The organism is Aquimarina besae, from assembly GCF_042434905.1.
In the GTDB taxonomy this organism is placed as follows: Bacteria; Bacteroidota; Bacteroidia; order Flavobacteriales; family Flavobacteriaceae; genus Aquimarina.
In genome coordinates this window covers 295,107-316,298 of record NZ_CP170199.1, presented here as the reverse complement: position 1 = coordinate 316,298, position 21,192 = coordinate 295,107, and the positions used below count along the sequence as shown (strand labels likewise).

The 21,192-nt window shown below is 33.7% G+C and carries 9 protein-coding genes; 7 read left to right on the top strand and 2 right to left on the bottom strand.

Annotation, left to right across the window (positions count from 1 at the left end; all coding sequences use genetic code 11):
• The first annotated feature begins 92 nt into the window (after positions 1–92).
• A complete protein-coding gene (locus ACE94K_RS01370) occupies positions 93–2,876 on the top strand; it encodes a two-component regulator propeller domain-containing protein (RefSeq protein WP_378178866.1) in 2,784 nt (927 codons plus the stop codon).
• Between the two features lie 21 nt (positions 2,877–2,897).
• Positions 2,898–3,911 (top strand): LacI family DNA-binding transcriptional regulator, encoded by a 1,014-nt coding sequence (locus tag ACE94K_RS01365; protein ID WP_378178863.1) that lies wholly within the window; start codon positions 2,898–2,900, stop codon positions 3,909–3,911.
• 2 nt (positions 3,912–3,913) lie between these two features.
• Here ACE94K_RS01365 and ACE94K_RS01360 read toward each other — a convergent pair whose 3' ends face one another.
• Both ACE94K_RS01360 and ACE94K_RS01355 read right to left on the bottom strand, forming a co-directional pair.
• Complete coding sequence (locus tag ACE94K_RS01360) at positions 3,914–5,965, bottom strand: glycoside hydrolase family 65 protein (protein WP_378178860.1); 2,052 nt, start codon at positions 5,963–5,965, stop codon at positions 3,914–3,916.
• A 161-nt stretch (positions 5,966–6,126) separates the two neighbouring features.
• On the bottom strand, positions 6,127–7,158 hold the full coding sequence (locus ACE94K_RS01355) for a LacI family DNA-binding transcriptional regulator (RefSeq protein ID WP_378178857.1): 1,032 nt from the start codon (positions 7,156–7,158) through the stop codon (positions 6,127–6,129).
• A 693-nt stretch (positions 7,159–7,851) separates the two neighbouring features.
• Between ACE94K_RS01355 and ACE94K_RS01350 the strand changes: the two genes are divergently transcribed.
• The 5 genes from ACE94K_RS01350 (at position 7,852) to ACE94K_RS01330 (ending at position 21,185) form a co-directional block, all read left to right on the top strand.
• Positions 7,852–9,522, top strand: coding sequence for an alpha-glucosidase (locus ACE94K_RS01350; protein ID WP_378178854.1), 1,671 nt, complete (start codon positions 7,852–7,854; stop codon positions 9,520–9,522).
• A gap of 285 nt (positions 9,523–9,807) precedes the next feature.
• Entirely contained in the window at positions 9,808–12,906 is a 3,099-nt protein-coding gene (locus tag ACE94K_RS01345) for a SusC/RagA family TonB-linked outer membrane protein (protein WP_378178851.1), read from the top strand.
• A gap of 11 nt (positions 12,907–12,917) precedes the next feature.
• Positions 12,918–14,456 carry a RagB/SusD family nutrient uptake outer membrane protein gene (locus ACE94K_RS01340; protein WP_378178848.1) on the top strand — a complete coding sequence of 513 codons (1,539 nt, stop codon included), beginning with the start codon at positions 12,918–12,920 and terminating at the stop codon, positions 14,454–14,456.
• Between the two features lie 89 nt (positions 14,457–14,545).
• Positions 14,546–17,869, top strand: a complete 3,324-nt coding sequence (locus tag ACE94K_RS01335) for a VCBS repeat-containing protein (protein WP_378178845.1) — start codon at positions 14,546–14,548, stop codon at positions 17,867–17,869.
• Positions 17,862–21,185, top strand: coding sequence for a VCBS repeat-containing protein (locus tag ACE94K_RS01330; RefSeq protein ID WP_378178842.1), 3,324 nt, complete (start codon positions 17,862–17,864; stop codon positions 21,183–21,185). The genes ACE94K_RS01335 and ACE94K_RS01330 overlap by 8 nt, the downstream gene beginning before the upstream one ends.
• Positions 21,186–21,192 lie beyond the last annotated feature (7 nt).

Below are 21,192 nucleotides of genomic sequence, written 5' to 3'. Positions count from 1 at the left end.
ACTTATTAATAAGTTGTGAACTACTTGTCAGCACAAGTTGTTAAGATTTTAATGGTATATTTGATAAGCTTGCTTATGTAAAAACTCATCTAATGTATCGTATTTTTTTAATATTTTATTGTGTTTCCTTATCGGTTTTTTCACAGTCAATAAGAAATAAAACCCTGCCAAAAATTACCCATTATGATACAAAAAATATGGGGTTTAATGCTCAATCCTGGGATATTAAACAAGATGAAAATGGTCTGATATATATTGCAAATGGGCAGCAAGTATTAATATTTGACGGAACCGATTGGACTTCTGTGGCAACCAATCCCGAAATGGTCAATAGAAGTCTGTTTGTTAAGAATGAAGACACTATTTATTTTGGAGCAGATGGGCATCATGGGATATTAATTAAAAACAACAATAATTATACTGTAGAACCATTACGAAATAACAAGAAGGATGTTGCTGCAGATATAGAAGAATACTGGAGAACGCATTATATAAATAATGAAATTGTTTTTCAGACATTTAGAAACTTATATGTTAATCAGGGAAATATCATCACCAAAATTCCTGCTCCTTATCGTTTTAAATGGAGTTATAAGGTAAATGATCAGATTTATGTAAATGATCTGAAATACGGGGTGTTTAAGCTGCAAGAAACTAATTTAATACCTGTAGTAAGTGATCCTGATTTGAATGAACATATCATTGGGGTGACGAAGATCAATGATCAATTGATTGTCATAACAGATACCAAAGGGCTTTACAAGCTGATAAATGAAGACTTACTTCCCATTGATTTTACTACATCTAATGAAGTAGAGAAAGCACAGATTTTTTCCTTTCTTAAGCTTAGCGATAACCGCGTAGCATTGGGTACGGTATCAAATGGTCTTTATATTTTAGACTTAAAAACAGGCAAAACCGAGAATATTAATAAACGAAACGGGCTACAGAACAATACCATTCTATCTATATATCAAGATGATGAAGATAATCTTTGGTTAGCTTTGGACTATGGAGTTGATCACATAAAACTCAATTCCCCTCTTACTTATTATTATGATTATTATGGAACCTTAGGCACTACATATGCAGTTCTCAACGAGGGAAATCTTTCTTATTTAGGAACTAATCAAGGGCTTTATGTAGCTTATAATGACCCTTCGAGTTCAGAGAGCGAGTTTGAGTTATTGTTGAATGGGCAGGTGTGGAATATTGAAAAAGTTAAAGGTAAAATATATGTGGGGCACGATAAAGGGGCATACACAGTAGAAGGAAAGGTGTTGACCAGAATGGGAGAAGATTTAGGAGCGTGGAATTTTAGAAGCTACAAGCTTCCTAATGGAGAAGAAGTCATTATTTCTGGTAATTATAATGGAGTTTCTGTCTATAAAAATAATAATGGAGAATGGAAAGGATACAAACTGAAGGGTTTCGAAAAATCAGGAAGGTATCTGGAAGTGGATGAAGATAATAATATTTGGGTCGCACTTTCTACAGATGGTGTATTCAAATTCGGCTTAGATTTAGATAAAAAAGAATTGATTAGTCAAGCTTTTTATTCAGTAAGTGATTTTAATGGAAAAGGAATATCGCTCTCAAAAGTTGAAAACAAGATTGTCGTAACGTCAAATTTTCATTCCTACACATACGACAGTAAAGAAAATGCTTTTATTAAATCAGAAATAGGCGCAAATCTTGGATACGCTCCTCGAATCTTGAAAAAAGGAGAAGAAACCTGGTACTTGCATAACAATAGAGTAGTTGTAGAAGATAAAGATGGTTTAACAATACTTCACGAAATTAAAGATCAGTTAGTTCCGGATGTACTTAATGTTTTTTCGTTAAGCAAGGAACATAAAATTATTCCTATTTTTAATGGTTTTGCGATGTACTCTAAAAATAGGAAGTCAAGCTCAGAGAGTATAAGAAGTGATATTCTTATTCGGGATTTTGTTTCTGTTAATAGTGGTAAATCTTATCGTTCGGGTTCTGAAATACCATTTTCGGATAATGATCTTAAGATCAAATATGCATTGCCTATCTACGGACAACAAATCGAATATCAGACCAGCCTTAATGGAAAAGAATGGAGTGAAAAAACTACAGCTACAGAGAAAATATTATTCAATCTTATAGAAGGAGATTATACTTTTAAAATAAGAGCAAAATATAATGGAGAATTTAGAGAAAGTAATTTTTCTTTTAGTGTAAAACCACCTATTTATAGAACTCCTTTAGCATATATCTTGTATTTAATTTTATTTGTTTCACTTATCATTTCGGTAATAGGAATTAATAAGTATAAAATGAAGAAGCAGGAAAGAATTTTATTAGAGCAAAAAGCAGAAAAACTTCAGAAACAGGAAGAAGAACATAGAGCCCAGAAGTTAGAACAAGAACATCGAATTATTGAATTGAACAATTCTAAGCTTCAGGATGAAATAAAGGCAAAAAGTAGGGAGCTAACTCAGATTGCATACGTGAACCTGAACAAAAATAAAATCCTAAAGAAAATAAAAGATAAAATAATAAAAGTACAAGATGCCTCACCTCAAAAACTACCAACCAACAGCTTTAACGAATTAATACGATTAGTAGATTATTATATAACTGATAAGGAAAGCAAGCTCTTCGAAATTAATTTTGATAAATCGCATCAGGAATTTTATGAAAAACTTTCAAAAAATTATCCCAATCTCACCTCCAAGGATTTAAGGCTTTGTGCATATCTTAAAATGAATCTTTCCTCGAAAGAAATTGCACCATTATTAGGAATAAGTTCACAAAGTGTAGACGTAAGCAGGCATAGATTGAGAAAAAAGCTTAATTTAGGCTCCACAGATAATTTGACTAATATTCTTATAAGTCTTAAGTAAGAAATTTCTAATAGTAAGGTCATGAGGAAAAAGGTTACCCTAAAACAGCTTGCAAAAGAATTGAATTTATCGATATCAACGGTTTCGAAATCTCTAAAAAATGATTCTGAAATTAGTGAGAAAACCATCAATAGAGTTCATGAACTAGCTAATTTCTATAATTATAAACCTAATGCACTGGCCGTAAGTTTAAAAAGTAATAAGACAAATACAATAGGAGTATTACTACCTGAAATTTTAAATCATTTTTATGCTAAAGTATTATATGGAATTGAGCAAGAAGCATCAAAAAATGGATACAAGATTGTAACTTGTATTACAAACGAGTCTTATGAAAAAGAAGTAGAGTATATTGAAATGCTAAATTATAGCAGTGTAGATGGTTTTATTCTTGCTTTAAGCAAAGAGACACAGATGCTCAATAAACTTGACCATTTTAAAGATTTAAAAAGAGACAATGTACCATTGATCATGTTTGATAGGGTAAGCGACGAAGTAGATTGTGATAAAGTAATTGTAGATGATAAGGACGCATCAAAAACAGCAATTCGACATTTTATTAAAACAGGATGCAAAAAAATTGCTGTCATCTCTACTATATTTGATTTAAGTGTTGGTAAATTAAGATTAGAAGGGGCACGTGAAGAAGTTTCTTCTAATGTCGGAGTGTCATTAATGGAGTTACCAATAAATAATATAGAAACGGAAGAAAAAGAGATAGAATCATTTCTTAAAAAGAATGAGATTGATGGAGTGCTGGGATTAGATGAGACGGCCGCTGCAATAGCTATAAACATGTCTCATAAATTAGGGTATAAAATACCAGAAAAAATTTCGGTAATAGGCTTCACTGACGGATTGTTGGCTAAGCATTCATATCCAAAGTTAACCATCATATCTCAGCACGCAGAAGATCTAGGCGCCAAAGCAGCAAGAATGTTATTGGAGCGTTTGTCTAGTCCCTCGGAGAATAATTATAAAACAAAAACAGAAATTGTAAAGACTTCATTGATTTTGAGAGATTCGACAAATTGATTTTATTCAATTACAAATGTTTTCTGTTTTGGGCCAACCCCTGTAATCGTCAGTTTTTTCCAAGTTTTGGGTAATATAGGATTTTTTTGAACGATTCCTTGGTCTGTAAGATGTAATCCACCAAAACCAAATATTACAGTTTGCAGCATACCTCCTGCACCAGTGGCAAAATACGGATTATTACTTGTGGCAGCCTCTGCCAGAGCGCCAAAAGGGGGTCTTTTATTAGGCTCATAACTTCTTTTAAAAAGTCTAAAAGCATTTTCAGCGTCTCCTAATCGAGCATAAATTACGGCAAATACACTTTGCGCCATAGCTGGACCTTCTTCGGCTAGTTTAGGTTCATAATAAGATAAATCTTTTAGTAGTCTTTCCCGATCAGAGATAATATTCAAAGGATAAGCCAATAAATTTACATCTGCCTGTTTTATTCTATCTCCATCATATTTGCTATGTTCTTTAGTTGTTCCATCCTCAAACTTATGAATCGTAATATTTTCTGCAACCTCATTCCAGATATCTTTTGGTGTTAATCCAATTTCTTTTGCTGCAATTGAGGCATATTGCAGACAAGTAATGGCAGAGCCATTGGTAAAAGCATTATCATCAACATTAGGAGCAAATTCGTTGGCGCCTACTACGTTTTTAATAGAATAGGATCCATCACTATTTTTAGTGGATCGGCTTACCCAAAAATCTGCTACTTCTTTCAGTAAAGGATAACCACGTTCCTGTAGCCATTTCTTGTCCTTTGTCACTCTGTAATAGTTCCAAAAAGCAATGCCTACATCGGCAGTGATGTGGTGTTCAAAAGTTCCGGTTAATGCCCAGGTAGGAGTTGCTTCCTCTCCGGTGTCATCACTTTCCCAAGGAAACATTGCACCTTTATATCCAAAATTGACAGCTTTTCTTTTGGCAACATCAAGTCGATCTGACCTATAGTTAACCAAAGAGCGGGCGATATCCTGATTTAAAACTAGTAATGGTGGATACATCCATAACTCTGTATCCCAAAAAATATGTCCGTTATAGTTTTGAGAACTAAGTCCCATCGGAGCTATGCTGAGATTCGAATCTCCTCTGGAGAATGCATAGAGATGATAAAGTGCCAATCTTACATCTAATTGTGATTGTAAATCGCCTTCTATAATGATATCTCCTTTCCAAAGATCATCCCATAAGAATTTATGTTGAGATAAAAGGTCTTTTCTAGGCGTAAGTAAATTGAATATGACAAACCTTTCACTCTCACTTTGTGGATCAAAAAAATCTTGTGTAGAACATTGTGCAGCTGTCCACGCAAACTTATAATTTTCTCCTTTAGCTACCTTTTTTTCAAATGATAACTGATTATCATATTCAGAGATTTTTTCATGAATCAATTCTGGGCGCTCATTTTCTCTTGTAGAGTTAATATCGTGCCATATAAAGGTGGCAGATGTGCCTACGGTATGCCTACCTAATCGACTTTTTGCTACGGTCTGTAAAATTGGCATGGTAGTTTCTGCGTCTCTTAATGTTCTAAAAGTACTCAGAGGGTTCTGATATTCATCTGGAGTTTGAATTTTTCCAACTACTCTAAGATCAATATCCTTTAGTGTTTTTATTTCGAAATCAATATAAGCTGAATAAGGAACGTTTCTTAAGGCGTATAAGGTATAAGAGATTTCGGCATTTGAGTTGTAAGTAAATGAAGTCGTAAAACTTCCTTCTTTCATATTCAAAGTTTGTTTCCAATTGCTAATATTGTCATTAGTTAATTTGGAGTTGTTAATATATAAATCCAAATTTCCAAAGTTCATTCCTAACAGTATCCTGCTTACACCAAGCGGAGATTCTTTGTCGTATACATTATTAAGGATGATCTTATCAGTTCTTAAAATAGTTGCTGACGGAAGGATCCCAATTCTACCATTGGCAGAAACAACACCGGTGTAATTCTGGTTATTAGTGGTAGTTAAGGTCCAACCATTTTTTTGAGCTATCCCTGAAAATGGAGTGGAGAAAAGTATCCATATGAATACAAAAAGAGTTTTGGTAATCTTTAGCAACATAATAATCCGATTTTGTGAAGTAAAAAGCGTATGTATCTATTTGTAAATCTATTACACAATGTACTAAACAAAATTTGAAAACTGAAATATTATCAGTCTATACACTAAAACAACCGTTTGTATATTTTCTTTTTAAAAGAATGATAATAATATCACAAATTTTAAGTGCTTTCTCTTTCTGTAAGTTTTGTTTTAAGACGGACTATCTTTTTCTGATGATCAACTTCATCAGGTTCGTTAAGTTGGTTGATGAGAAGTTCAGCTGCTTTTTGTCCCATCTCGAAACTGGGTTGCGATACACATGTTAGGGTAGGAACAAATACTTCTCCAAGTCCTAGGTCTCCAAAACCAATCACAGAAACTTCCTGTGGTATTTTTTTACCCATTTTTAATAAAGTCTTCATAGCTAGTAATCCATAGTTATCGGTACAAGCAAAAACAGCATCAGGAGTTATATGTAAACGTTTGAAAAAGTCTAAGATTTCTTTATCTTCAAATTCCCGATCGAGAGAGTTACAGTGTAAAATTAATTCTTCGTGCACTGGTAGGTTATATTTCTCTAATGCAGCGATAAAACCTTTGTATCGATCCTGAAAGACTTTTTTTTGTTTTATTCCTCCAATAAATGCAATTTTTTTCTTTCCTTTTTTTATCAAAAACTCCACTGCAGAGAATGAGGCCTTGTTATCATCGATTATCACATGATCAGCTCCAGAAACTTCTTCTCTTATGTTATCAAATAACACCATCGGAATTCCTTTATTAACCAAATCATTTAAGTGAGTTACATTTTCAGTTTCATGAGTTGGAGATAGAATAATCCCATCAACCAAACCTCTCTCAAAAGAAATTAGGTTTTCTTTTTCAAATTCATAAGAATTTCTTGATGAGCTAATCAGGATTTTATAGTTGTGCTTTCTGGCATATTGATCAATACCTCTGCAGACCTCAATAAAGAACGGTTCGTCGTATCTGGGGATTAAAACACCAATGATATTTGTCTTGCCAGAACTTAGGCTTTTTGCAATCTGATTGGGCATATATCCCATCAAACTTGCCATGTTAAATACTTTTTCTCTAGTACTTTGTTTTACTCTTGGATTTTCATCTAATGCACGAGATACAGTTGCAATAGAAATATTTAATTTCCTTGCAATATCCTCAAGTTTTACCCTTCTTTTTTTAAAACCCATTAAAATTAGTATTAAAAAATTATCAATGAATCTTTAATTTTACTAAAAAAACAATAATACAAACGTTTGTATTTTTTTTAGTAGAAGATTTGCTTTCCTGAGATACCAATTGTTATGTAATTTGTAATAACATTAATATGTAAATAATAAAGTAATGTAAAATTTACTAAATAAATACATTTTAAGAAACCCTCCCCAAAATCAATGATGCAAATATCCAGTTTGAAACACCTAGGCTAATTTATAATAAATAATGTTAAAATATTTATTTTTTTAAGAAATTGAAAACTAGTTTGATAAGAAGATTAAGAGGTGTCTATGGATCATTGTATAGAGAAATGTTAAAGATTTGTCTATATAAAATCTTTACTTAATCGATTAAGTAAGATTTAATATGCTTTTTGATATATATTAACATTTGAAAATAAATAACTGATAATCAATAATTTAATTTGTTTTAAAGATAATGTTTATCAGGTTGTATAGGTAATGTAAAGATTTAGATATAAGAAATTCTATATGAATAATATTGTAGATTTGGTAAAAAAACGGTTTTAATCATATCAATAATGCGTTTGTTTAACTGTTTTTTTGAGAAATCTATTTTCTGTGTTGTTTTCTTGAATAAATGATGTAAGGATGTCTAAATTCATTGTAAAAGTTAAAGATTATTAAAGACTAAAATTATTTTGAGTGAAACTTATTTGGTTTAGAAAAGGAACTATCTATCAGATATATCCTCGCAGTTTTAATGATAGCAATAACGATGGCGTTGGTGATCTAAGAGGAATTATCGAGAAATTGGATTATCTGAAAAGCTTACATATTGATATTATTTGGCTGAGTCCAATTTTTAGCTCTCCCAACGATGATAATGGATATGACATAAGTGATTATTGTTCCATTATGCCTGAATTTGGAACAATGGATGATTTTGATGAATTGTTAAAAGAAACTCATAAAAGAGGTATTCGATTAATTTTGGATTTGGTAGCTAATCATTGTTCTGATGAACATAAATGGTTTACAGAGGCTAAAAAATCTAAGGATAACCCATATCGAGATTACTTTCATTGGAGAAAGCCGGCATCAGATGGTGGTCCTCCTAACAATTGGAAATCCTTTTTTGGAGGAAGCGCTTGGGAACTTGATAAGGAGTCGGGAGAATATTATTTACATCTTTTCACTAGAAAGCAACCTGATCTCAACTGGGAAAACCCAAAGGTGAGAGAAGAGATCTATAATGCTATGCGCTTTTGGTTAGATAAAGGAGTTGATGGATTTAGAATGGATGTTATTCCTTTGATATCTAAACCTGTAGGATATCCTGATGCACCGGATGTTGGTTTTAGAAAGATCATTGAAGAAGTGTATGCAAATGGTCCAACGGTACATAAATACTTAAAAGAGATGAATGAAAAAGTGATATCACGATATGATGCTTTTTCATTGGCCGAAGGTGTTGGGATTAATGAATCCATGGCAGGACTTTACGTCAATGAGGACAGAAAGGAATTAGATATGTTGTATCATTTTGATATTCTCGAATGTACCATCGTCAACGGAAAATTTGAAGAAGTTTCTCCATTTGATCTGGTTCAGATGAAGAAGATTTTTAAAAAATGGCGAGACGCGGTTCATGAAAAAGGCTGGATAGCAAACGCTATGGGTAACCACGATTTTGCACGTATGGTTTCAAGATTTGGTGATGATAAGAAGTACCATTCAGAGTCCGCTAAGATGTTGATTACTATGTTGTCTACGCAAAATGGCACATTAAATATCTATCAGGGTGATGAGATAGGTATGACTAATATTTCATTACCGCATATTGATGAGGTAAGAGATGTACAATCTTTAAATTTTTATGAGGAAAATAAAATGTCCCAAAGATATTCTGAAGAGTTAGCTTTAGAAATGATTAATAAAGAAGGCAGGGATAACGCTAGAACTCCAGTGCAATGGAGCGACGAAATAAATGGAGGTTTTTCTACGAAGGAGCCTTGGTTAAAAGCAAACCCCAATTATGTAAAGATTAATGTAGAAAATCAGGACAAAGATCCAGACTCTATTTTAAACTTTTATAGAAGTTTATTGAGTACAAGAAAGAAATATGATGTTTTTGTACATGGTAATTTCGAAGAGATAGAATTTAATAATCCAAAGCTATATGTTTATAAAAAGACACTTGATAACAGTAAAATAATGGTAATACTGAATTTTAGCAAGGCTATAGAAACGTTTGACTATAATGGTAAATTAGAACAGATCGATATTATTATAAATAATTATAAAAACCTTCAAACAGATAATAATGAGATCATTTTACAACCATATCAGGGAGTGGTATTGGATTTAAACTAAAATAAGGTCATAACAAATATGAATCGAGTAGAAAGTGAAATTAGTTTTTGTTTGTTAGCGAAGGAGTTTTTCTGATAGGACTCCTTTAATAGAAGTAACGTAGGGGCATCTTAAAATTGTAACTTTTGTTTTAAACATTTTATTTAGAGTTACCGTTGTGTCAATTGTTCTAGTTAAGACTAAGATGCCCCTGTTACTTAATTTTTTGAGAAAAATCAAAATTTTTAACGGTAAAATCAGCAATATTAACAACTAAATATTTAAATTTAAATCAAACTCTAAATTATGAAAAGTATGATACTTAAAAAACTCTTGTTTCTTTTAGTATTTATCTCGGGGAATATGATGTTTGCACAAATCACAGTCACAGGGGTGACTTCTGATGCAAACGGTCCAGTACCTGGGGTAAATGTTCTTGTAAGGGGAACCCAGAATGGGGCAGTTTCCGATTTCGACGGAAACTATACGCTAAACAATGTACCGGAAGACGCTACACTGATTTTTAGTTATGTTGGGTTTCAAACAAAGGCTGTTGATGTTAATGGCCAAACAGTAATTAACGTTACCATGACAGAAGATGCAGCCGAATTAGAAGCTGTAGTGGTAATTGGTTATGGTACACAATCCATCAAAGATGCTACAGGGGCGGTAGCAGTAGTTACCTCAGAAGATTTTAATCAGGGAGCAATCGTTTCTCCGGAGCAATTGATTCAAGGTAAAACAGCAGGGGTACAGATTACTCAGGCCAGTGGAGAACCAGGGGCTGGCGTAGCGTTGAGAATTAGAGGTACAACCTCTGTTCGATCTAACAACAATCCTCTGTTCGTTGTAGATGGAGTGCCTTTGGCAGGCGATGATACCGCAGCGGGTGGTTCTGATTTAGGAATAGGAACCAGCTCTGCTAGAAACCCATTAAATTTCTTAAATCCTAATGATATAGAAAGTGTAAGTATCCTTAAAGATGCTTCTGCTACGGCAATTTATGGATCAAGAGGGGCAAACGGTGTAGTAATAATCACTACAAAAGCTGGAAGAGGTTCTAAAGGCGGTATTTGGGAGTTTTCAAGTACGTTAAGTGTTGCCAAAACAAGAAAAAAATTAGATTTATTAGATAGAAACCAGTTCTTAAATGCTCAAACTGAAATAGGTAATACCGCTTCTGATTTAGATTTTGGTGCAGATACAGACTGGCAAGATGAAATTTTAAGACAGGCAGAATCTACGATTAATAGTTTATCATATTCCAACAATTATAAAAATGGTAACGTAAGAGCATCTTTTGGTTACGGAAATCAGGTCGGAATTGTTAAAAAAAGTTCTTTAGAAAGAATAACGGGAAGACTGAATGCTACCCATAGATTTTTTAATGAAAGACTAAAATTGGACTTACAAGGTACATTGTCGAGAGTAAATGATGAAGCACCTCCAATTAGTAATAATGCTGGGTTCCAGGGAGATTTGTTAGGAGCAGCTTATAGTGCCAATCCAACCTGGCCGGCAACTCCTGATTTTGATATCGGTGGATCTACTATTAATCCACTTAACTTATTGGCAAATACACAAAATGAAACTAGTACAAATCGTTATTTGATTAATTTTTCTGCAGAGTATGAGATTATTGAAGGATTAAAAGCTAAAGTTAGTTTGGGTTATGATAATTCTGAATCTACTGCTATTGGTGTAATTTCAAGAGATGCCAGAAATCTAACTAATGGAGGTACTTCTGGAAATGGTCGAGCTACGGTAAACGATATAGAGGTAGAAAACAGACTTTTAGAAGCTACCTTAACCTACAATACAGAAATAGGTAATTCTACTCTTGAACTATTAGGAGGTTATTCTTTTCAGGATTTTGGAAGAAAAGGACGTAATGTACAAGGTTTTGGTTTTTCCAGTACGAACTTAGACCAGATTGGACAGCAACTAGAAGATGCTGCTGATGCTATTGAAAATTCTATCGAAGGATCATTCCAACAATATGCAGTAGCACCAAATGATGCATTTATTAACAGACTGTTTCCTGATGTAGTTACAAACACATTTAACAATGTCCCTACCATTGCACCTACGTCAGTTTTTGGAGATACCTTTGATTTTACTGACGAGCTACAGTCATATTTTGTAAGAGGAACATATACAATTGCTGATAAATATATTCTAACAGCAACTGTACGTGCCGATGGTTCATCACGATTTGGACCAGATAATAAATATGGATATTTCCCTTCTGGGGCGTTTGCGTGGAAACTAGATCAGGAGGATTTCATCGGAGATGCTTTTTCAACTTTAAAGGTTAGAATTGGTTACGGTATTACTGGTAATCAAGACGGGTTAGGATATGGTAATTTTACCTTTAGACAGCGATATAGTGGCAATGGAATTCAACAAAATGGAAATATAAATAGAAATGGAGCGCCGTTTGTTTCTTTTCCAAACACTGAATTAAAATGGGAATCAACTTCACAAGCCAATATCGGTTTCGATTTTGGTTTTATGCAAGATAGATTAACAGGTACTATTGATGTATATCATAAAAATACAGAGGATTTGTTGTTACAAGCTCAGACTGCACAACCTAGCCCGACACCTTTTACATTTACAAACCTCGATGCTAATATCATTAATCAGGGAATTGAGTTTTCTATAAATTATGCTATTATAGAACAAGAAGACATCAGTTGGGATTTTGGTTTTAACATTGCCTACAACAAAAACGAAGTACAGAATTTTTCTGGAGTTATTCCAACAGGTGCACTTAACGGACAGGGATTGACTGGTGTAAATGTTCAACGCTTGCAAACAGATCAACCTTTATTTTCTTATTATTTAAGACTTTTCGAAGGATTTGACGAGAATGGACAAGGTGTATATACCAACGGAGTGGATTTTAGGGATTTTGTAGGAAAAAGTGCTTTGCCGGATTATAATGTGGGGATCAACACTTCTTTTAGATACAAAAACTTTGATGCTTCGGTGTTTTTTGCCGGGCAGTTTGGTCATTATATTTATAATGCCACGCAAAATGCATTTTTTACAGCTGGATCATTGGGTGCAGGACGTAATGTAACCGCAGATGTTCTTGGCAATGGTGAGGATAGATCAAATGCGCCGGAACCTTCCACTCAATTTTTAGAAAAAGGAGACTTTTTACGTCTACAAAATGCTAGTATAGGATATAACTGGCCTTTGTCTGGAGAAGGTCTATTTAAAAGTCTACGTTTGTTTGTTACAGGTCAAAATCTATTTGTAATTACTGACTATAGCGGCTTGGATCCCGAAGTAGATGTCGCAGCATCGGCAAATGGAATTCCATCTGCAGGAATTGATTATACCTCTTTCCCAAGGCCAAGAGTGTATAATTTTGGTTTTAATGTAACGTTTTAAAAAAAATGATTATGAAAGAAAAGAAAATTAAGTTATTAACGCTTCTTTCGGTACTTTTAATAGTTTCTTGTACCGATTTGGAGATTGAAGGAACAGACTCAGTAATTGTAAACCAAACTGGTGAATTTACTGGAGTAGATGCGAAGTCTGCTATAAGTCAAATAATTAGCGATTTAACTAATGAAATTGGAAATCAGGCAGATTTATATGCATTAAATGAAGTAACTACCGATGAGTTATTAGTGCCAACAAGAGGTACAGACTGGTCAGATAATGGTCAATGGAGGGTATTACATGAACATAATTGGGGATCACTTAATCAATTCGTTTTGAATACCTGGAACAATTTAAATAGGAATGTTTTCGGAGCAACAACTGCAATCGACCCGTTAAGTGGTGCTACCGATGCAGAATTGGCACAAGCTAAATTTTTAAGAGCTTTTAATATGTGGTGGGTGATGGATATGTTTGGTCAGGTACCGTTTAGAGACCCTAAAGATCCTTTAGATCAAAACCCATCTGTACTTACAAGGGTAGAGGCATTAGATTTTATAATTACCGACCTAACAGAAGCTTTGCCGGATTTACCTGATGTTCAGGATATATCTGCTGGTTCGGATGGGGAGGCAAATATAGATTTAGCCTCCAGAGCGGCAGGCAATTATTTGTTAGCAAAAGTTTTATTAAACAAACATATTTATAATGGAACAGGAACACCTGATCCGGCTGATATGACTGCGGTAATCAATGCGGTGGATGCAATTGCGGCAGATGGTCACGCATTGCAAGCAGGATATTTTGATATTTTTAGACCGGGTGCAGATACTGAGACAGTAATGTTCGTAAATGCAAATACAGGAAATAGAATATGGAATGGGTTGCATTATAAGCAAAATGCTACGAGTAATCCTGGTGGTGGTTGGAACGGATGGTCTACCCTGGCAGAGTTTTATGATCTGTTTGAGGGAGACCCAAATACGAATGTACCAGGAAGTGGACAAGAAGAAAGAAGAGGTTTTGTACCAACGGATGGATCAAATCAGGGAATAGGTTTTGGTTTCTTGATAGGGCAACAATATGATGAAAATGGAGCTCCTTTGACAGACAGACCAGGTAACCCACTGGTTTTTACCAGAGATTTTACAGGAATTGTAGGTAATGATGAAAATAAAGGTATTAGAACCATTAAATATCATCCGGATTTTCAGGATAGTCATGAAATTGTATTTAGATATGCAGATGCACATTTGATGAAAGCAGAAGCATTGTTTAGAAGTGGGAATACTGGTGATGCATTGACACTAATTAATGAATTAAGAACGATTAGAAATGCAACTCCTTTTACGAACCTTACCGAGCAAGATATTTTGGATGAAAGAGGAAGAGAATTGTATAAGGAATTTTGGAGGCGTAATGACCAAATCCGTTTTGGAAAATTTACCGAACCTTGGGGGCTGAAAAGTAATACAGAGGAATTTAGGGTATTATTTCCTATTCCTGCTACAGCGCTTATTTCTAATCCTAATTTAACACAAAACCCTGGTTACTAACATATTAAATTGCTAAGATTTGTTAGATCAGAGCCCTTCAATTATTGAAGGGCTCTGCTAATTAAGGCATTTCAAACTAAAGGTTACGGTTGATCATTTTTTTTAAAAATATTGGTATTTACACGCTACTGTTACTTCTTTTTATATGTTGTAAAAGGGAGGAGAGGATATATCATTTTCAATTATTATCAGAGGAAAAAACTGGGATCAATTTTCAAAACAAACTAGAAGATACTCCAGAATTAAATATATTAACATATCTGTATTATTATAATGGAGCTGGTATTGGAGTTGGGGATTTCAATAACGATGGTTGGGAAGATTTATATTTTGTTTCTAACCAAAATGAAAATCAATTATATATAAATCAAAAGAATTTTACATTTTCTGAAACAACTTCAGATCTTCTTAAGGATAATGAAGGATGGTCTACGGGCGTTACTATAGTAGATATTAATAATGATGGATTGTTGGATATTTATGTATGTAAAGTTGGAAATTATAGAGGAATAAAAGGAAAGAATAAACTCTTTGTAAACCAAGGATTGGATACTAAAGGTGTGCCATATTTTAAGGAACAAGCAGAAGACTATAATCTGGATATATCTAGTTTTTCTACACAGGCTAGTTTTTTTGATTATGATCGTGATGGAGATTTGGATATGTATCTTCTAAATCACTCAGTTCATCCTAATCGCACCTATGGAAGAGGAGTTAAGAGAAATCAAGTAGATTCTCTATCCGGTGATCGATTATATCGTAATGATAATAATCTCTTTGTAGATGTTTCTAAAGAAGCAGGGATTTTTCAGGGTTCAATTGGATATGGTTTAGGAATAGCTACTAGTGATGTTAATAATGATGGATATCCTGATATCTATATCGGTAATGATTTTTTTGAAAATGATTATTTATATATCAATCAAAAGGATGGTACTTTCAAAGAGATAATCTCTTCGGAATCAGATAAAATTAAGCACACCTCTCACTTCTCTATGGGAACAGATATTGCGGATATTAATAATGATGGGTTAACTGACATTATATCTTTAGATATGCTACCAGAAGATTTAAGTACTTATAAATCATCGGGAACCGAATACGGATTTACAATTTACAATCAATACCTTAAAAACGGATATCGACCTCAATACATGCAAAACGCATTACAACTAAACAGAGGAGACGAAAACTTCAGTGAAGTAGCGTTTTTTTCGGGAATTGCAGCAACAGAATGGAGTTGGGCATCTTTATTAGGCGATTATGATAATGATGGGTTTAAGGATATTTTTATTTCTAACGGAATTAAAGGTGCTACCAATGATATGGATTTTATAAGCTTTATCGCTAATGATAACATCCAAAGGCGTATTGATGCAGGAATGACTAAAGAAGATCTCGCGTTAATTGAAGAGTTGCCTAATAAAAAAACTGTAAATTACTTTTACCGAAATAACGGGGATTTGACTTTTGAAAATGTTTCTGACATCTGGTCATTGCAAGTGCAATCTTACAGTAATGGTGCTGTTTATGCAGATTTAGATAATGATGGAGATCTAGATATAGTAACCAATAATATTAACGAAAAAGCCTTTGTTTATCAAAATCAAGTAGATATATTACAAGATAATAACTATCTAAAAATACAATTACAAGGATCATCAAAAAACATTAACGCTATAGGCGCCAAAGCAACTATTTATACGAATAAAAAACTGCAAACTGCTGAGGTGTATACCACCAGAGGATATTTATCTTCTGTTTCTTCAACGATGCACTATGGATTAGGCAATCGCTCTACTATAGACTCAATTAGCATACAGTGGCCGGATGGGGATACTTCTTTACATAAAAAGATACAAATAAACACCACTATCACTATAAAAAAAGATAGTGTGACTAGTAGCACTTTGAATGTTGTTAAAAAAACTCGGCCATTATTTGAAAATGATTCTTTAGTGATACAATATAAACATCAGGATTACGAGACAAAAGATTTTAGTATAGAGCCTTTAGCTCCTTACGCTATTTCTAATGAAGGGCCTCACATTTCGGTACAAGATATAAATAACGACGGGTTAGAGGATGTTTTTATACCTGGAGGAAGGTTTAAACCTGGAACATTGTTTTTACAAGAGAAATCAGGAAAATTTCATAAAACAGAGCAACCTGATTTAGAGCTGTATAAAAAGTACGAAGATGTTGATCAACACTTTTTTGATGCAGATTCGGATGGAGATTTGGATTTGATTACTATTTATGGAGGGAATGAAAATTATACCGGATATGAGACGGCTCCTGTAATATTCATTAACGAAAAAGGTGAGTTCAAGGCTAAACCCGACACTTTTCCCAACATAATAATAAATGCCTCTGTAGTGATCAGTTCGGATATTGATCAAGATGGTGATATGGATATTTTTATTGGTAGTAATAGTGTTGCAGGTTCTTATGGGGAGTCGCCAAAAAATTACCTTTTCGAAAATAATGGGGAAGGTATTTTCAAGGAGATAACGACAACAAGTGCCTCAGAGTTGTATACTATTGGTCAGGTATTCGACGCAAAATTTGTGGACGTTAATAACGATAATTTTCCCGATCTGATACTAGCTGGGCATTATATGCCGATAACAATAATGATTAATGATGGAAAAGGAAATTTTAGAAAAAAAGAGACACCTTCTTTAAAAAACACCAATGGTTGGTGGAATTGCATTGCGGTTCAGGATATGGATAATGATGGTGATATGGATATCATCGCAGGAAATTGGGGACTAAATAGTCGCTTAAAAGCTTCGGTTGAAGAACCTATACAACTATATCTTAATGATTTTGATGATAATGGTAAAGTAGATCCGATTGTAACCTATTTTTATCAGGGAAAAGAAACTCCGATTGTCACTAAGGATGAGCTAACAAAACAAATTCCTCAACTTAATAAAAAGTTTCTATCCTATAAAGCTTTTGCAGAAGCAGATTTTAAAGATTATTTTTCTAAAGAAAAGATAAGTCAAGCTGAAAAAAAACAGGTATCCACGCTTGCTACCTTATATTTTGAAAACAAAGGCGATCTTGAATTTATAGAACATCAATTACCTTGGGAAGCGCAGATTTCCTCTGTACATGATATCTTAGTCCAGGATCTAAATGATGATCAATATCCTGATATCATTCTTGGGGGTAATACCTATGAGATAAACACCCAATTGAGTAGATTAGATGCCTCTTACGCAGAGGTGTTTCTAAATGATACTAAAGGAAACTTTAACAGTGTTAAAAATACAGGCTTAAGCGTGAAAGGAGCAGTAAGATCTATAAAATCAATAATGGTTAAGGATTCAATGTATTTTCTATTTGGTGTCAATAATGATAGTATCCAAGTATTTAAAAAATTAAAAAAAGAACATGAATAAGCTTTTGTACATTGCTTTTGTAATATTCGTATGTATTTCTTGCGGAGAGGATAAACCTGAGGAAAAATTAATTAAAAAAAAGGATGTTTTATTTACTAAGTTAAATCCCGAAAAGACACATATTGATTTTATCAATCAAGTAAATAACGAAAAGGATTTTAATATTTTCACCTATAGAAATTTCTATAATGGTGGAGGAGTGGCTATTGGGGATATAAATAATGATGGATTACCTGATATATATTTAACAGCTAATAGAAAAGAAAATAAGCTCTATCTTAATAAAGGAGATTTTACATTCGAAGACATTTCTGAATCTTCCGGTACAACCGGCAAAAATTCCTGGTCCACAGGAGTTGTGATGGTAGACATTAACGCAGATGGATTATTAGATATTTATGTATGTAATGCAGGTAATGTAGAAGGCGATGATCAAAAGAATGAACTTTTTATTAATAATGGCCCATCAGCAGACTCTGGAACCATCACATTTACCGAAAAAGCAGAAGAATACAATCTTGCTGATAGCGGTTTTACCACACATGCCGCATTTTTTGACTATGATAAAGATGGTGATTTAGATGTATATATATTGAACAATAGTTTTATTCCGGTAAGTAGCTTAGGGTATGTAAATAAGCGAAATCTGAGAGCAAAGGATTGGGATATTCCTGAAATCTTAAAAGGAGGCGGAGACAAGTTGTTGAGAAATGATGATGGAGTCTTTATCGATGTTAGTGAAGAAGCAGGGATATTTGGAAGTTTGATTGGTTTTGGATTAGGAGTTACCATAGGAGATGTCAATAAGGATTTATTGCCGGATATATACGTGTCTAATGATTTCTATGAAAGAGATTATTTGTATATCAACAAAGGTGATGGAACATTCAGCGAAGAAATTAAGGATTGGGTAAAACACCTTAGTATCTCTTCGATGGGAGCGGATATGGCAGATGTTAATAATGACGGATATCCCGAGATTTTTGTTACCGATATGCTTCCCGAAGGAGATCAACGATTAAAAGAAACCAGTTCTTTTGAAAGTTATGATGTTTATCAATTAAAGAAAAGCAGGGATTTTTATAATCAATATATGCAAAATTCATTACAGCTAAATAATCAAGATGATACGTTTTCAGAAATTGCTTTTTATAGTGGTGTAGCAAAAACAGATTGGAGCTGGGGAGCTTTATTATTTGATATGGATAACGATGGGTATCGTGACATTTATGTTAGCAACGGAATTTACCACGATCTGACGGATCAGGATTTTATGAACTTTTTTGCCAACGATATCATACAGAAAATGACATTAACAGGTAAAAAAGAAGAAGTAGATTCGATTATTAATAAAATGCCCTCCACTCCCATTTCAAACTACGCATTTAAGAATAATGGAGACCTAAGTTTTGTGGATACCACAAAAGATTGGGGTTTTGAAGAACCTACATTTTCGAATGGATCCGCTTATGGAGATTTGGATAATGATGGTGATTTAGATTTGGTGGTTAATAATCTAAATATGCCAGTCGCTATTTATAAAAATAATAGCGAAAAGAACGGTAATAACTTTTTGAAAATCAAAATCAATGGGGACGTTAAAAATACCTTTGCGATCGGTAGTGTAGTCGAGGCATATATTGACGATACTATAATTAGACAAGAATTGATTCCTACTAGAGGTTTCCAATCTTCCGTTGAATACATCATGACCCTTGGTTTGGGTAACAATAACAAGATAGACTCTTTACGGGTTATTTATCCGGATGGAAAATCTCAACTAATGCAGGAGGTAGCATTAAATAAACAATTAGAATTTAGTTATCAAAATGCCGATCTGGATTTTACATACGCTCAGAAAAAAGAAGACAGATATTTTGAAGAAATCCCGCATACCTTGTTCCAACATAAAGAAGATGCATATGTAGATTTTGATTATGAAGGATTAATCTATAAAATGCAGTCCAAAGAAGGTCCTGCCCTGGCAATTGCAGATGTAAATAATGATGGTAATGATGACATTTTTATAGGTGGAGCATTTAATCAGACCGGAAAATTATATGTGCAGGATGATACAGGCAAATTGAAAGCGACCTCATTCGAAACTGAAGATATTTTTGAAGATGTAACAGCTGTTTTTGAAGATATCGATGGAGATCAGGATATGGATTTGGTTATTGGTTCCGGAGGAAATTTTAAAGGTGCCAGAACGGGTGTTAGAAGTTATTTGAATGATGGTAAAGGAAATTTCTCAAGAGGAAGCGTTATAAAACCAACCAATACCAATATTTCTGTATTAGCAGCTTATGATTATGATCAGGATGGAGATGTCGATATTTTTGCAGGAAGCCATAGTATTATAGGAACCTACGGAGTTTCACCACAAAGCTATCTTTTAGAAAATGATGGTAAGGGAAACTTTATAGATGTAACAGCAGCAAAGGGAAATGAAATTAAAACTGTCGGAATGGTTACGGATGCCACCTGGAACGACATAAATTCAGATGGTAAGAAAGATCTTATTATTGTTGGAGAATGGATGTCTCCTAAGATATTTATAAATGATGGGAATACACTAACTCTTGCCAAGACAAATCTGGATATGACTTCAGGTTGGTTCAATACGGTAGAAGCAACTGATTTAGATGGTGATGGAGATATAGATTTAGTTCTGGGGAATCGAGGGTTGAATTCGATATATCAATGTAGTGCAGACGCTCCAACCAAAATGTATATCAATGATTTTGACAATAACGGTACAGTAGAGCAAATTGTTACGCAAACTATAAATGGAAAAGATGTTCCAATACATTTAAAGAAGGAAATAACAGCTCAAATTAATGTGTTGAAGAAACAAAATCTCAAATTTTCTGAATACGCAACTAAATCTATAGATGAATTATTTCCCAAAGAAATTTTGGACAATACGACAATTAAAGAGGTAAACAATTTCGCAAATTTAATAGCTTTGAATAACGGGGATATGACTTTTGAGATTAGAGAACTTCCTAAAGAAACTCAACTATCTTGTATCTGCGATATTGAAACAGAAGATGCCAATAACGATGGTCATTTAGATTTAATCGTAGCAGGAAACAATTATAATTTTAAACCGCAGTTCTCCAGACTGGATGCCAGTCGTGGAAATGTTTTATTAGGTGATGGCAAAGGAAACTACACAGATCAAAAGTTTTCAGGATTTTTGGTAGAAAATGAAGTTAGGGCGATGCGTTGGGTGAAAAACAGAGCAGGAGAGAAATATTTACTGGTGGCGATTAATAATCAGACTCCAAAAATATTTAAAAAGAATAAATAGCAGAAGT